At 63.3% G+C, this 15,538-nt stretch carries 10 protein-coding genes and 3 tRNA genes; 11 read left to right on the top strand and 2 right to left on the bottom strand.

The genetic code is table 11. From position 1 onward, the window contains the following. Window positions 1–3: 3 nt before the first annotated feature. Together hpnD and hpnC are read right to left on the bottom strand one after the other, a co-directional pair. Window positions 4–837 carry a presqualene diphosphate synthase HpnD gene (gene hpnD / locus ACFPAH_RS13450; RefSeq protein ID WP_379746077.1) on the bottom strand — a complete coding sequence of 278 codons (834 nt, stop codon included), beginning with the start codon at window positions 835–837 and terminating at the stop codon, window positions 4–6. 91 nt (window positions 838–928) lie between these two features. Next, on the bottom strand, window positions 929–1,738 hold the full coding sequence (hpnC, locus tag ACFPAH_RS13445; protein WP_379746074.1) for a squalene synthase HpnC: 810 nt from the start codon (window positions 1,736–1,738) through the stop codon (window positions 929–931). Between the two features lie 140 nt (window positions 1,739–1,878). Between hpnC and ACFPAH_RS13440 the strand changes: the two genes are divergently transcribed. From ACFPAH_RS13440 to ACFPAH_RS13390, 11 genes are all read left to right on the top strand, one after another. Continuing rightward, window positions 1,879–3,018 (top strand): efflux RND transporter periplasmic adaptor subunit, encoded by a 1,140-nt coding sequence (locus ACFPAH_RS13440; protein WP_379746071.1) that lies wholly within the window; start codon window positions 1,879–1,881, stop codon window positions 3,016–3,018. Further along, entirely contained in the window at window positions 3,015–6,101 is a 3,087-nt protein-coding gene (locus ACFPAH_RS13435) for an efflux RND transporter permease subunit (protein WP_379746068.1), read from the top strand. Before ACFPAH_RS13440 ends, ACFPAH_RS13435 begins: the two co-directional genes overlap by 4 nt. A 271-nt stretch (window positions 6,102–6,372) precedes the next feature. Next, window positions 6,373–6,459, top strand: a tRNA-Leu gene (locus ACFPAH_RS13430). Window positions 6,460–6,490: 31 nt separating this feature from the next. Continuing rightward, window positions 6,491–7,837 carry a trigger factor gene (gene tig / locus ACFPAH_RS13425; RefSeq protein WP_379746065.1) on the top strand — a complete coding sequence of 449 codons (1,347 nt, stop codon included), beginning with the start codon at window positions 6,491–6,493 and terminating at the stop codon, window positions 7,835–7,837. A gap of 94 nt (window positions 7,838–7,931) precedes the next feature. Next, window positions 7,932–8,549, top strand: a complete 618-nt coding sequence (gene clpP / locus ACFPAH_RS13420) for an ATP-dependent Clp endopeptidase proteolytic subunit ClpP (protein ID WP_379746062.1) — start codon at window positions 7,932–7,934, stop codon at window positions 8,547–8,549. Window positions 8,550–8,729: 180 nt separating this feature from the next. Next, window positions 8,730–9,998, top strand: a complete 1,269-nt coding sequence (gene clpX, locus ACFPAH_RS13415; protein ID WP_379746059.1) for an ATP-dependent Clp protease ATP-binding subunit ClpX — start codon at window positions 8,730–8,732, stop codon at window positions 9,996–9,998. A 279-nt stretch (window positions 9,999–10,277) separates the two neighbouring features. Further along, on the top strand, window positions 10,278–12,683 hold the full coding sequence (gene lon / locus ACFPAH_RS13410) for an endopeptidase La (RefSeq protein ID WP_379746056.1): 2,406 nt from the start codon (window positions 10,278–10,280) through the stop codon (window positions 12,681–12,683). A 221-nt stretch (window positions 12,684–12,904) separates the two neighbouring features. Next, window positions 12,905–13,183 (top strand): HU family DNA-binding protein, encoded by a 279-nt coding sequence (locus tag ACFPAH_RS13405; protein ID WP_379746156.1) that lies wholly within the window; start codon window positions 12,905–12,907, stop codon window positions 13,181–13,183. 105 nt (window positions 13,184–13,288) lie between these two features. Then, window positions 13,289–13,365: transfer RNA gene (locus ACFPAH_RS13400), tRNA-Asp, on the top strand. A 65-nt stretch (window positions 13,366–13,430) separates the two neighbouring features. Beyond that, window positions 13,431–13,507 (top strand) — tRNA-Asp (locus ACFPAH_RS13395). Between the two features lie 111 nt (window positions 13,508–13,618). Further along, window positions 13,619–15,529 (top strand): SurA N-terminal domain-containing protein, encoded by a 1,911-nt coding sequence (locus ACFPAH_RS13390; protein ID WP_379746053.1) that lies wholly within the window; start codon window positions 13,619–13,621, stop codon window positions 15,527–15,529. Window positions 15,530–15,538: the final 9 nt, after the last annotated feature.

The raw sequence follows: 15,538 nt of genomic DNA, 5'->3' as shown, positions 1-15,538 counted from the left end.
CCATCAGCTGCGCACATACGTTTTCCACGCCAGCCAGAGTTTGCGCAGCGGGGTGAGCGAAATGCGCTGGGTCAGCACGTGGAAGTTGTCGCGCGCGATTTCGTCGAGCAGGGTGCGGTAGATCGCGGCCATCATCAGGCCCGGGCGCTGGGCGCGCCGGTCTTCCTTCGGCAGCAAGGCCAGCGCCTCGTCGTACATCGCTTGCGCGCGCTCGGTCTGGAAGCGCATCAGCGCCTCGAACTTCTCGCTGTGGCGGGCATTGAGCAGGTCGGCGGCCGTCACCCCGAACTGCTGCAGTTCGTTGACCGGCAGGTAGATGCGGCCCTTGCGCGCGTCTTCGCCGACGTCGCGGATGATGTTGGTCAGCTGGAAGGCCAGGCCGAGCTTTTCGGCGTAGGCCAGGGTCTGCGGATTGGTGTAGCCGAAAATGCTGGCCGAGAGGACGCCGACCACGCCCGCCACATGCCAGCAATACTTGCGCAGGCCGGGGTAGTCGAGATAGCGGCTCTGGTCGAGATCCATCTCCATGCCGTCGATGATCGCCTGCAGGTGCTGTTCCTCGAGCTGGTAGAGCGCGATATGGGGTTTCAGGGCCTGGGTCACCGGATGGGTCGGCGTGCCCTTGTACATGCTCGAGACCTCGGTACGCCACCAGGCCAGCTTGATGCGCGCGAGCGAGGCGTCGCTGGCCTCGTCCACGGTATCGTCCACTTCGCGGCAGAACGCGTACAGCGCCGTGATCGCACGGCGGCGTTCGGGCGTGAGGAAGAGGAAGCTGTAGTAGAAGCTAGAACCGCTCTGGACAGTCTTTTGCTGGCAGTATTCGTCAGGGGACATGTAAGAATTGCAATATTAGGCGATGCGAAGCTGCTATCTTAGCCGATGCGCGTAGGGCCGGGGCCACCCGGCAGTAATTTTGGACGGAAGCTCACATCCGAAGTGCGCGTCCCAGCATCAACAGGTAGTCCAGCTTGCCGACCACCGGGCGTCGCCGGAATACATCGTAGCCGGCGCCTTCGATCCGCTCCAGGATGCGCAGCCCGCCCTGGACCACGAAGCGCAGCTCCCAGCCGATGCGCCCCGGCAGCCGGGTCGCCAGCGGCGCGCCGGACAGCATCAGGGCGCGGGCGCGCTCGACCTCGAAGGCCATCAGGGCGCGCCAGGCCGGGCTGTCGATGCCGGAGGCGATGTCGGCATCAAGCACCCCGAAGCGGGCCAGGTCTTCCTGCGGCAGGTAGATGCGGCCCTTGCCGATGTCGACGCCGACGTCCTGCCAGAAATTAATCAGCTGCAGGGCGCTGCAGATGGCGTCCGCCTCGCGCAGGTTGCGCTCGCCGCCGACACCATACAAGGCCAGCATCAGGCGCCCGACGGGATTGGCCGAGCGCCGGCAATAGTCGAGCAGCAGGGCGTAGTCGGGATAGCGGGTCGTCACCACGTCCTGGCGGAAGGCCGACAGCAGGTCGCGCAGCGGCTGCAGGGGCAGGCCGTGCGCGGCGACCATCTCGCCCAGGCGCGCGAACATCGGGCGCGCAGGCGTGCGCCCGGCGGCGATGTCGTCGAGCGCGGCTTCGTATTCGGCCAGGCCTGCCAGGCGCTCGGCCGGGCTCGCATCGCCTTCGTCGGCGACGTCGTCCGCGCCGCGCGCGAAGGCGTAGACCGCTTCCACGGCCGGCACCAGGCGGCGCGGCAGCAGGATCGAGGCGACAGGGAAGTTTTCGTAGTGTTCGACGGGCATGAATGTGGGGTGCGGACCCGGGTGAACGTCGGGTCATGTGTAAAACGGGCCTGCATGATTATAATTGCCAGGCTTCAGGTAGTGACGAAAAAGAAACTTCGATGATGCGCAGCCTATCAATTAATCCAAGGAATCACACCGTGCCCCCTTCGACCTACGCGACGTATGCGCGCCGGCCCCTGTCCGTCCTCGCCCTGTCCCTGTGCGCGCTCCTGGCCGCCTGTTCCAGGGACGAGCCGAAGGCGGAAGACGTGCGCCCCGTGCGCGCTGTCGTACTGGCCGAAGGCGCATCCAGCGCGAGCGCCGAGTTTTCCGGCGAGGTGCGTCCGCGCATCGAATCGCGCCTCGGCTTTCGCGTGGCCGGCAAGATCACCCGGCGCGAGGTCGATGTCGGGGCCGTGGTCGCCAAGGGCGACGTGCTGATGCAGCTCGACCCGCAGGACCTGAAGCTGGCCGCCGCCGGCGCCCAGGCCAGCCTGCGCGCCGCCGAGACCAACCGCGACCTGGCCAACGCCGACTACAAACGCTACCAGGAACTGCGCGCGAAGAATTTCGTGAGCCAGTCGGTGCTCGACTCCAAGCGCGCGGCCCTGCGCGCGGCCCAGGCCGAGGCGGATGCCGCCCGTGCCGCCTTCCGCGGGCAGTCGAACCAGGCCGGCTATGCCAGCCTGGTATCCGACATCGACGGCGTGGTGACCGGGATCGATGCCGAAGTCGGCCAGGTCGTCACGGCCGGCACGCCGGTGGTGCGCGTGGCCCGCACCGACGAAATGGAGGTCGTGATCGGGATTCCGGAAGACCAGGTGGACGACCTGCGCAAGGCCAGTTCGGTCACGGTGCGCATGTGGGCCAATCCCGGCGCCGCGATTCCGGGGCGCGTGCGCGAAGTGTCGCCGGTGGCCGATCCGGCCACCCGCACCTACAGCGCGCGCATCGCGATCCCGCCCAGCCCGGGCGTGCGCCTGGGCATGACGGCCGCGGTGCAGATCGCGTCCGGCAAGGGTGGCGCCGGCCTGCGCGTTCCGCTCACCGCGCTGCATCACCAGAAGGGCGTGACCAGCGTCTGGATCATCGAAAACGGCGCCGTGCGCCTGGTGCCGGTGAAGATCGTCGGGCAGGCCGGCAACGAGGTGGTGCTGGGCGAAGGCGTCCAACCCGGCCAGACGGTGGTCACGGCCGGCGTCAACCAGCTGCGCAACGGCCAGAAGGTGCGCATCCTGACGGCCGACGTGGCGCGCCGCGGCGACACCGAAGCTGCCGCCGCGGGGACGGCCAAATGAGGGGCTTCAACCTGTCGCGCTGGGCGCTCGAAAACATCCCGCTGACCCGTTTCCTGATCGCCGCGCTGCTGATCGGCGGCATCCTCAGCTACGAACGCCTGGGCCAGGACGAAGACCCGCCGTTCACCTTCCGCGCGATGGTCGTGCGCGCTGTCTGGCCGGGCGCGACCGCCGTCCAGATGGCCGAGCAGGTCACCGACAAGCTCGAGCGCAAACTCCAGGAAACGCCGTATGTCGAGCGCATCCGCAGTTTTTCCAAGCCGGGCGAGACCACCATCATCCTCGAATTGCGCGAGTCGACCCCGCCGAAGGAGGTGCCGGGCTCCTGGTACCAGGTGAGGAAGAAGATCGGCGACATGGCCGGCACCCTGCCGGCCGGCGTTGTCGGGCCCTTCTTCAACGACGAATACGGCGACACCTACGGTTCCATCTTCGCGCTCTCGGGCGACGGCTTCAGCTATGCCGAAATGAAGGAGTACGCCGATTTCGTGCGCCAGCAACTGCTCGGCGTGGCGCTGGTGGCGAAGGTCGAGCAATTCGGCGTGCAGGCCGAGAAGATCAACATCCTGTTCTCGAACCAGAAGTTCGCCCAGCTGGGTGTGCCGATGGAGCAGATCGTCAACCAGCTGGCGACGCAGAACGGGATCGAGGCCTCGGGCGTGCTGGTCACGCCGACCGACAACCTGCAGGTGCGGGTCACGGGCGCGATCCGCACGACCAAGGAACTCGAGGACTTGCAGCTGCGCGCCGGGAACACGACCTTCCGCCTGGGCGACTTCGCGACCGTCAAGCGGGAGTACCAGGACCCGCCGACAGACAAGATGCGTTTCAACGGCAAGGAAGTGATCGGCCTGGGCGTGTCGATGGAAAAGGGCGGCAACATCATCACCCTCGGTAAATCGCTGGAGCGGACGGTGGCGGAGATCCGCTCCCAGCTTCCCGTCGGGATCGAGCTCGAGCGCGTGTCCGACCAGCCGCGCGCCGTCACCAGCTCGGTGAACGAATTCATCCGCACCCTGGTCGAGGCCGTGTTCATCGTGCTGGCGGTCAGCTTCCTGGCGCTGGGCCTGCACACCAAGCCCAAGCTGGCTATCGACGCGCGCCCCGGCCTGGTGGTGGCACTGACCATTCCGCTGGTGCTGGCCATTACCTTCCTCTTCATGCGACTGCTCGACATCTCGCTGCACAAGGTCTCGCTCGGCGCCCTGATCATCGCGCTCGGCCTGCTGGTCGACGACGCCATCATTGCCGTCGAAATGATGGTGCGCAAGATGGAGGAGGGCATGTCGCGCCTCGATGCGGCCACGTTTGCCTACACCTCGACGGCGATGCCGATGCTGACCGGCACCCTGATCACGGCGGCCGGCTTCCTGCCGATCGGCCTGGCGAAGTCGGCCGCGGGCGAATACACCTTTTCGATGTTCTCCGTGAATGCCATCGCGCTGCTGGTGTCCTGGGTGGTGGCGGTGACATTTACGCCCTACATCGGCTTCATGCTGCTCAAGGTCAAGCCGCATGGTCAAGGCCATTCCGAACACGACGTCTACGACACGCCGGCCTTCCGCCGCTTCCGGCGCCTGGTGACCTGGTGCGTCGAGTACCGCAGGATCACGATCGCGGCGTCCCTGGCCGTGTTTGCGCTGGGCGTGTTCGGCTTCAAGTTCATCGAAAAGCAGTTCTTCCCGGATTCGAGCCGTCCCGAGCTGATGGTCGAGATGTGGAGCCCGGAGGGCACCAGCTTTGCCGCCAACGAGGCCCTGGTCAAGCGCTTCGAGGCCTTCCTTGCCAGGCAGGAGGGCGTCGAGAGCGTGACCAGCTATGTCGGCACCGGCAGCCCGCGCTTCTACCTGCCGCTCGACCAGATCTTCCCGCAGTCGAACGTCTCGCAACTGGTGGTGCTGCCGGAGGACGCCGAGGCGCGCGAGCGCCTGCGGCTGGCGATCGAGAGCGCCTTCCGCAACGAGTTCCCCGAAGTGCGCGGGCGCGTCAGGCTGCTGGCGAACGGACCGCCGGTGCCGTACCCGGTGCAGTTCCAGGTGGCCGGCCCGGACATCGGCATCGTGCGCAGCCTGGCCGACCAGGTCGAGGACGTGCTGCGCGCCAATCCGAATGCGGTGGGCGTGAACGACAACTGGAACGAGTCGGTCAAGGTGCTGCGCCTCGACCTCGACCAGGACAAGCTGCGCGCCCTCGGCGTCACCTCGCAACTGGTGCGGCGCGCGGTGCAGACCGTCTTGACGGGCACCACCATCGGCCAGTTCCGCGAGACGAACGAGCTGATCGACATCGTGGTGCGCCAGCCGGCCGACCAGGGCGCGACCATTGCCGCGCTGAAGGACACCAACATTCCGACCGCCTCCGGCCGTCCGGTGACGATCGGCCAGGTGGCGCGTGTTGAATTCGTGTGGGAGCCGGGCGTGATCTGGCGCGAAGGGCGCGAGTGGGCGATCATGGTCCAGTCGGACGTCGTCGCCGGCATCCAGGGGCCGACCGTATCAAGCCAGGTCAGCGAGCAGCTGGCCGGCCTGCGCGCCAAGCTGCCGGCCGGCTACCGCATCACGCTCGAGGGCGCGGCCGCCGACAGTTCGGAGGCCGAAGCCTCGATCATGGCCAACGTGCCGCTGGTGCTGTTCATCGTGTTTACGTTGCTGATGCTCCAGCTGCACAGCTTCTCGCGCTCGCTGCTGGTCTTCCTGACCGGGCCGCTCGGTGTGGCGGGCGCGGCGATGGCCTTGCTGATCCTCGGCCGGCCGTTCGGCTTCGTGGCGAACCTGGGGGTGATCGCGCTGTTCGGGATGATCATCCGGAATTCGGTGATCCTGGTCGACCAGATCGAGCAGGACATCAAGGGCGGCGCCCATCCATGGGACGCGATCATCGAGTCTGCCGTGCGGCGCTGCCGCCCGATCCTGCTGACGGCCGCGGCCGCGGCGCTGGCCATGATTCCGCTCTCGCGTTCCGTGTTCTGGGGGCCGATGGCGGTGGCGATCATGGGCGGGCTGCTGGTGGCGACGGCCTTGACCTTGCTGTTCCTGCCGGCGCTGTATGCGGCCTGGTTCAGGGTCAAAAAGCCGGTGGTATAAAGGGGAGAGCGGCCCGGACACGTCGTACAGCGTGGGCACGCGTGCCCACGCAGTTTCGCCATACGAAGAATGACGCAGCCGGCCAACCAACGCGCCCTCGATGGCTCAATTCGACATATGCACGCCCCGCACCCGATGAAAATTCACCACTCTCGTGTCAGAAAATCCAGTAAAATACCGGGTTGAAGTTGTAGCCCATAAACAAAGGAGTGCAGGGCGGCCGGTTTCATTGTCGGGCGCCCTTTGTTTATGTGGCAATATGCAATCCTGCGCGAGGATGGCGAAATTGGTAGACGCACCAGGTTTAGGTCCTGACGCCAGCAATGGTGTGGGGGTTCGAGTCCCCCTCCTCGCACCACGAATAATTATTTTTTTGGACGATTTTTACGATGGCAACTGCAGTCGAAACCCTGGATAAACTCGAGCGCCGCTTGACGATCACTTTCCCGCTGAGTGATGTCCGTACGGAAGTTGAAAAACGCCTCAAGAAGCAGGCCAAGACCGCCAAGGCGCCTGGCTTCCGTCCGGGTAAAGTGCCTCTGAAGATGGTCGCTGCCCAGTACGGCTACCAGATCGAGTCGGACGTGCTGAACGACCGCGTCGGCCGCGCTTTCAACGAAGCCGCCAACGAAAACCAGCTGCGCGTTGCCGGTTTCCCGAAAATCGAACCAAAGCAGGACGCGCCGGAAGGCATGCTGGCTTTCGACGCCACCTTCGAAGTGTTCCCGGAAGTCGTGATCGGCGACCTGGCCGCGGTTGAAGTCGAAACCGTCGCCGCCGATGTGTCGGACGCCGAAATCGACAAGACCATTGACATCCTGCGCAAGCAGCGCGTGCACTACCACACCAAGGGCGAGGCAGGCGAGCACGGCGACGGCGACGGCGGCGAGCCGGTGGCCGCCAACGGCGACCGCGTGACGGTCGACTTCGTCGGCGTGATCGACGGCGTCGAATTCCCAGGTGGCAAGGCCGAAGACTACGCCTTCGTGCTGGGCGAAGGCCGCATGCTGCCGGAATTCGAAGCAGCGACCGTCGGCCTGAAGGTCGGCGAAAGCAAGACCTTCCCGCTGGCTTTCCCTGAGGATTACCACGGCAAGGATGTCGCCGGCAAGACCGCCGACTTCACCATCACCCTGAAGCAGCTGGAATGGGCGCACATGCCGGAAGTCGACGCCGAATTCGCGAAGTCGCTCGGCATCGAAGACGGTTCGATCGAAAAGATGCGCGCCGACATCAAGACCAACCTCGAGCGTGAAGTCAACGCCCGCGTCAAGGCCCGCAACAAGGAAGCCGTGATGGACGCGCTGGTGAAGGTCACCGAGATGGACGTGCCGACCGTCATGATCCAGCAGGACGCCGAACGCCTGGCCGAGCAGACCCGCCAGGACATGGCCCAGCGCGGCATGGACGTCAAGAACATGCCGTTCCCGACCGAACTGTTCGCCGAGAAGGCCGAGCGCCGCGTGCGCCTGGGTCTGATCCTGTCGCAACTGGTCGCCGACAACAACTTGCAAGCAACGCAAGAGCAGGTGAAGGCCCAGATCGAAGACTTCGCGCAGAGCTACGAAGATCCGAAGGAAGTGCTGAAGTACTACTACAGCGACCGTCGCCGCCTGGGCGAAGTGGAAGCCCTTGTATTGGAAGAAAACGTCGTCAACTATGTGCTTGGCAAGGCGAAGGTCAGCACCAAGACCGTCGCTTTCGATGAATTGATGGGCAGCAACCCACAGGGCTGAGCGAGCGCTTAAGCTTCGGGCTTCGGCCCGGAGCGGGCGTGTTCCCAGTACAGCCCTCGAACGATAAGCCCTATTTACAAGGAACGAGACAGGTATGAACCGTAATCCGGCATTGGACACCCAAGCACTCGGCCTCGTGCCGATGGTAGTTGAGCAAAGCGGCCGCGGCGAACGCGCGTACGATATTTACTCGCGCCTGCTCAAGGAGCGCGTGATTTTCCTCGTCGGCCCTGTCAACGACCAGATGGCCAACCTGATCGTCGCCCAGATGCTGTTCCTGGAGAGCGAGAATCCGGACAAGGACATCTCGCTCTACATTAACTCGCCGGGCGGCTCGGTCTCGGCCGGCCTCGCGATCTTCGACACGATGAATTTCATCAAGCCGGACGTCTCGACGCTGTGCACGGGCCTGGCGGCCTCGATGGGCGCCTTCCTGCTGGCCGCCGGCGCCAAGGGCAAGCGCTTCTCGCTGCCGAACTCGCGCGTCATGATCCACCAGCCGTCGGGCGGTTCGCAGGGCATGGCTTCGGATATCGAAATCCAGGCCAAGGAAATCCTGTACCTGCGCGAGCGCCTGGCACGCATCATGTCCGCCAACACGGGGCAGAGCGTGGAGCAGATCCACAAGGATACCGACCGCGACCGCTTCATGTCGGCCGAGGAATCCGTCGAGTACGGTTTGATCGACAAGGTCTTGACTAACCGCGCTTGAGGCATCACATCGGTGTTGCTGAAAAACGCCCGGGCGCCAACACGTTCGGGCGTTTGTTTTTCATTTCGGGTAGCATGGCGGTGTACGCTGGCGTTGTCGCGTGCCCCGTGATCGCGTTATATTGGGGAAATTCGAGAAGCGTCGATTTCCATCTGTAGTTCTATACAAGAAACCTGCCACATGTCTGACAAAAAATCTTCCAGCGGCGAAAAGCTTCTGTACTGCTCTTTCTGCGGCAAGAGCCAGCACGAGGTCAAGAAACTCATCGCAGGGCCATCGGTCTTCATCTGCGACGAGTGCATCGACCTGTGCAACGACATCATCCGCGACGAGACCTCGAACGTCGAGTCGGTGGCGGGCGCCAAGTCCGACCTGCCGACCCCGCACGAGATCGCCGAGTTGCTCGACCAGTACGTGATCGGCCAGCAGACTGCCAAGCGCATCCTGTCGGTCGCCGTGTACAACCACTACAAGCGCCTGAAGCACCTCGGCAAGAAAGACGACGTCGAGCTGGCCAAGAGCAACATCCTGCTCGTCGGCCCGACCGGCTCGGGCAAGACGCTGCTGGCGCAAACGCTGGCGCGCATGCTCAACGTGCCCTTCGTCATCGCCGATGCCACCACGCTGACCGAAGCCGGCTATGTCGGCGAAGACGTCGAGAACATCATCCAGAAGCTGCTGCAGAGCTGCAACTACGAAGTCGAGAAGGCCCAGCGCGGCATCGTCTACATCGACGAGATCGACAAGATTTCGCGCAAGTCCGACAACCCGTCGATCACGCGCGACGTGTCCGGCGAAGGCGTGCAGCAGGCGCTGCTCAAGCTGATCGAGGGCACGATGGCCTCGGTACCGCCGCAAGGCGGGCGCAAGCACCCGAACCAGGACTTCGTCCAGATCGACACGACCAACATCATGTTCATCTGCGGCGGCGCCTTCGATGGCCTGGCCAAGATCGTCCAGAACCGCTCGGAAAAGGGCGGCATCGGCTTCGCAGCGAGCGTCAAGAGCAGCACCCAGCGCTCGAACAGCGAAATCATGATGGAAGCGGAACCGGAAGACCTGATTAAATTCGGCCTCATCCCGGAACTTGTTGGCCGTCTGCCTGTCGTAGCTACGCTGAATGAATTGACGGAAGAAGCGCTGATCCAGATCCTGATCGAGCCAAAGAATGCGCTGATCAAGCAGTATTCGAAACTGCTGGAAATGGAAGGCGCGGAACTGGAAATTCGTCCGGCCGCACTGCACGCGATTGCCAGAAAAGCATTGGCACGCAAGACCGGTGCCCGCGGCCTGCGTTCGATCCTGGAACACGCATTGCTCGACGTGATGTATGAATTGCCGAATCAGCAAAACGTGGTCAAGGTCGTGGTCGATGAAAATACGATCACGAATGGCGCCAAACCATTGCTGATTTACAGCGAAAGCGCAAAGGCGAGCGGAGAAAACTAAAAAATATCCGCCCGGAAACCACAAAAGCACTTGTGCGCTGGAAGCTTGGAGGTACAATTTACCTCAATAAAAGCATCCGGCTTCAATCGAAAAGCCACTCGCGGCAGCTCGCTGCGTGGTGGCTTTTTTATTTCAGACAGGGGTTTTATTGGAACGGCCAGATTGCATTGTTTGCATTATCGAATAATGTTTTTTACCTGAAGAAAATATTCGTTGGCCGGTCTTGAGTTTTAACCGTGTTCGCCCAACATCGGTAACACGCTTTTTATAAGGTATACCATGACAACTTCGAAATTAACCGAGCAAACGACGCTGCCCCTCCTGCCGTTGCGCGACGTGGTCGTGTTTCCCCATATGGTGATACCACTGTTCGTCGGCCGCCCGAAGTCGATCAAGGCGCTCGAAGCTGCAATGGAGCAGGGCAAGAGCATCATGCTCGCCGCCCAGAAGGCCGCTGCCAAGGACGAACCTTCCGCCGCAGACATCTACGAGATCGGCTGCGTCGCGAACATCCTGCAAATGCTGAAGCTGCCCGACGGCACCGTGAAGGTGCTGGTGGAAGGCGCCCAGCGTGCCCGAATCGACCACATCAGCGACGGCGCGACCCATTTCATCGCCGAGCTGACCCCCTTGAGTTCGGAAATCGGCGACGATTCCGAAGTCGAGGCGATGCGCCGTGCCATCGTCCAGCAGTTCGACCAGTACGTTAAACTCAACAAGAAAATCCCGCCCGAGATCCTCGCCTCGCTGGCCGGTATCGACGACGCCGGCCGCCTGGCCGACACCGTTGCCGCCCACCTGCCGCTGAAGCTCGAGCAAAAACAGGTCATCCTGGAAATCTTCAACGTCGCCAAGCGCCTGGAGCACCTGCTCGGCCAGCTCGAAGGCGAACTCGACATCCTGCAGGTCGAGAAGCGCATCCGCGGCCGCGTCAAGCGCCAGATGGAGAAATCGCAGCGCGAGTACTACCTGAACGAACAGGTCAAGGCCATCCAGAAGGAACTGGGCGAAGGCGAAGACGGCGCCGACATCGACGAGCTCGAGAAGAAGGTGATCGCCGCCAAGATGCCGAAGGAGGCCCTCGACAAGGCCACCGCCGAAATCAAGAAACTGAAACTGATGTCGCCGATGTCGGCCGAAGCTACCGTCGTGCGCAACTACATCGATACCCTGGTGTCGCTGCCCTGGAAGAAGAAGTCGAAGGTCACCAACGACCTGTCGAACGCCGAGAAGGTGCTGGAAGCCGAGCACTACGGCCTCGAAAAGATCAAGGAACGCATCCTCGAGTATCTTGCAGTCCAACAGCGCGTCGACAAGCTGAAGGCGCCGATCCTGTGCTTCGTCGGTCCTCCGGGCGTCGGTAAAACCTCGCTGGGCCAGTCGATTGCCCGCGCCACGAACCGCAAGTTCGTGCGCATGGCACTCGGCGGCGTACGCGACGAAGCCGAGATTCGCGGCCACCGCCGTACCTACATCGGCTCGATGCCGGGCAAGGTGCTGCAGTCGCTGGCCAAGGTCGGCGTGCGCAACCCGCTGTTCCTGTTGGATGAGATCGACAAGATGGGCGCGGACTTCCGCGGCGACCCTTCGTCGGCCTTGCTGGAAGTCTTGGATCCGGAACAGAACCACACGTTCTCGGACCACTACCTGGAAGTCGACTTCGACCTGTCGGACGTGATGTTCGTGGCGACCTCGAACTCGTTCAACATCCCGCCGGCGCTGCTGGACCGGATGGAAGTCATCCGCCTCTCGGGTTACACCGAAGACGAGAAGACCAACATCGCCCAGCGCTACCTGCTGCCGAAGCAGGTCAAGGCGAATGGCCTGAAGGAAGAAGAGATCAAGGTCGAGGAATCGGCGATCCGCGACATCATCCGCTACTACACCCGGGAAGCCGGCGTGCGTTCGCTCGAGCGCGAAATCTCGAAGATCTGCCGCAAGGTCGTCAAGATGCTCCTGCTCAAGCGCAGCGACAAGAAGGTCGTCGTCAGCAACAAGAACCTGGACAAGTTCCTGGGCGTGCGCCGCTATGACTTCGGCGTGGCCGAGAAGGACAACCAGGTCGGCCAGGTGGTCGGCCTGGCCTGGACCGAAGTCGGCGGCGACCTGCTGACGATCGAGGCGGTGAACGTGCCGGGCAAGGGCGCCATCATCCGCACCGGCACCCTGGGCGACGTGATGAAGGAATCGATCGAGGCCGCCCGCACCGTGGTGCGCAGCCGCGCACAGCGCCTGGGCATCAAGAACGAGGTGTTCGAGAAGAGCGACATCCACATCCACGTGCCGGAAGGCGCGACGCCTAAGGACGGTCCGTCCGCCGGTATCGCGATGACCACTGCGCTGGTGTCGATCTTCACCGGCATCCCGGTCCGTGCCGACGTCGCCATGACCGGCGAGATCACGCTGCGCGGCGAGGTGCTGCCGATCGGCGGCCTGAAGGAAAAGCTGCTGGCGGCGCATCGCGGCGGCATCAAGACGGTCCTGATCCCCGAGCAGAACGTGAAGGACCTGGCCGAGATCCCGGACAACGTCAAGAACAAGCTCGAGATCGTGCCGGTGCGCTGGATCGAGAAGGTGCTCGAGGTTGCACTGGAGCGCCAGCCGGAAGCCTTGGTGGAGGCGCCGACCGTCTCGGTGACGCCGTCGCCGGTGGCCGAAGGGCAGGGCGGCGTGGTCAAGCACTGATCGCCGGCCTGGCAAGCTGAACGAGGCGCCTGCGGGCGCCTCTTTTTTTGAATGGACGCGGGGCGGGCGCACGCGGGCGGCGCCGTGTGGGCCAAAAAAATCGCCACACTGAACCATTCTACGACGAATGTTTCTTGACAGAAGCAAATCACCCCGGTTTAATACGCGCTTGCACTTTTGCAGGAAGGCGCAGCGCCGCCGCGTCAAGAACGACCAAGAGGATACGAGTGAACAAGACTGAACTGATCGAAGAAATCGCGAAATCCGCGGACATTACCAAGGCCTCGGCTACCCGCGCGCTGGATGCGATGATCGAAGCGGTGACGAACACCCTGAAGAAGAACGACAGCGTGACCCTGGTCGGCTTCGGCACCTTCACCGTCGGCGATCGCGCGGCACGCACCGGCCGCGATCCACGCACCAAGGAACCTATCAAGATCAAGGCTGCCAAGGTTCCGAAATTTAAGGCTGGTAAAGCGTTAAAAGATGCTGTAAACTAATGCCTTCTCTGCGACGACAAGCAGAGAAAGCATCCTGAAGCAGGGTGGGAGCTCAAGCCTCTCAGCTTTCGCCGCAAGGATGATGCAGTACCCAAGTATGTTCGTGGAGCGGTAGTTCAGTTGGTTAGAATACCGGCCTGTCACGCCGGGGGTCGCGGGTTCGAGCCCCGTCCGCTCCGCCACGGTTTTGAAGCAGAAGCGCTCCCCCAGCGGGTGCGCGGCGCTTCGAAGAAACATACACGAATTTGGAGCGGTAGTTCAGTTGGTTAGAATACCGGCCTGTCACGCCGGGGGTCGCGGGTTCGAGCCCCGTCCGCTCCGCCAAATTGAGCAGTATGTCGGATGCCTGAAACAGGCGTCTGGACGGAGAAGAGGCGAACGCGAGTTCGCCTTTTTTTTTAACTTGATTGAAGCGTCAATAGCGATTGGTGGACCATGTTTGATTTTGTACGAAATAACAAACGCATCATGTACGGCATCCTGGGCCTGTTGATTGTGCCCTCGTTCGTGCTGGTCGGCGTGGAGAGCTACCAGGATCGCGGCGACAGCGGTGTCGGCGTGGCCTCGGTGGACGGCCGCAACATCACCCAGCAGGAGTGGGAAGAGGCCCAGCGCCGCCAGATCGACCAGGCCCGCCAGCAGCTCGGACCGCAATTCGACCAGAAGGTCTTCGACACGCCCGAGGCGAAGCGCGAAGTGCTCGAGAACCTCGTCGCCGAGCGCGCCGTCAACGCCGAGCTCGCACGCAGCAAGCTGACCGTCAGCGACCAGAGCATCTACAAGGCGATCCACGCCATCGAAGCCTTCCGCAAACCAGACGGCAGCTTCGACATGGACGCCTACCGCGCCGCGCTCGCAGCCCAGGGCATGACCCCGGAAGGCTTCGACGCCCGCATGCGCCGCGACATGGCGATCCAGCAGCTGGCCGGCTCGATCGGCGCCACCGCCTTCGCGCCGCGTTCGGTGGCCGAGCGCATTTCGAACATCAACGACCAGCAGCGCGAGGTGCAGGAACTGGTGTTCCCGATCGCGAACTACCTGCCGCAAGTCAAAGTCACCGACGACATGGTCAAGGCCTTCTACGAGAAGAACGCCAACCTGTTCATGATCCCCGAACAGGTGAAGGCCGAGTACATCGTGCTCGACGGCGCCGCCGTGGAAAGCCAGGTCACCGTGAGCGACGCCGAGGTCGAGCAGTTCTACAAGGCCAACGAGAAGCGCTTCACGACGCCTGAAAAGCGTACCGCCAGCCACATCCTGATCACCAACCCTGCCGGCGCCAAGCCGGCCGAAGCCGCAGCCGCCAAGGCCAAGGCCGAAGCGGTGCTGGCCGAAGTGCGCAAGAACCCGGCCGACTTCGCGGCCATCGCCAAGGCCCAGTCGCAAGACCCGGCGTCGGCAGCCAACGGCGGCGACCTCGGCCCGATCGAGCGCGGCGGCCTGGGCAAATCGCTGGAAGACGCGATCTATGGCCTGAAGGAAGGCGAGATCAGCGGCATCGTGCCGTCGGAATTCGGCTTCCACATCATCAAGGTCACCTCGGTCAAGCCGGCGCAGCAGAAGTCGCTGGCCGCGGCCAAGGACGAGATCGCCGCCGAACTGAAGAAAGCCAAGCTGTCGAAGAAGTATTCGGAGTTGGCCGAGCAGTTCAACGACATCGTCTACGAGCAGGCCGACAGCCTCAAGCCCGCCGCAGACAAGCTGGCCCTGAAGATCCAGACCGCCGAAGGCCTGACCCGCAAGCCGAACCCGGCACTGGGCGATGCGCCGTACAACAACGAGAAGTTCCTGACGGCCCTGTACTCCGCCGACTCGCTCAAGAACAAGCGCAACACGGAAGCCGTGGAAGTCGCGCCGGCCGTGCTCATCGCCGGCCGCGTGGCCGAGTTCAAGCCGGCCACCAAGCGTCCGCTGGCCGAAGTCGAAGCGGCCATCCGCCAGCGCGTCACCCAGGAAGAAGCGATGCGCCTGGCCCGCGAAGCCGGCGAGGCGAAGCTGGCCGCGGCCAAGGCTTCGGGCGACGCCAGCGGCTTCGGTGAAGTGAAAGTGATCTCGCGCACCCAGGAGCCGACCATCCACCCGGCCGGCGCCCTGGCCGCGCTGAAGGCGGACGCGACCAAGCTGCCGGCCTACGTGGGCGTGGAACTGCCTGGCGTCGGCTACGGCGTCTACCGCATCGGCAAGGTGTTCCAGCCGGCCCAGCTCGACCAAGCACGCCGCGCACAGGAAGCCCAGCAGATCTCGAACCTGGTTGGCCAGGCTGAACTCTACAATTATGTGGAGGCCCTGAAAGACAAGGCCAAGGTCAAGATCAATGCCAAGGCGGCGCCGGCGAAGGCGGAATAAACGCCTGGC

This window comes from Massilia sp. GCM10023247, from assembly GCF_042653325.1.
Lineage (GTDB): Bacteria > Pseudomonadota > Gammaproteobacteria > Burkholderiales > Burkholderiaceae_D > Telluria.
The sequence above is the reverse complement of the archived record's forward strand: the minus strand, read 5'-3'. Positions and strand labels throughout refer to the sequence as shown.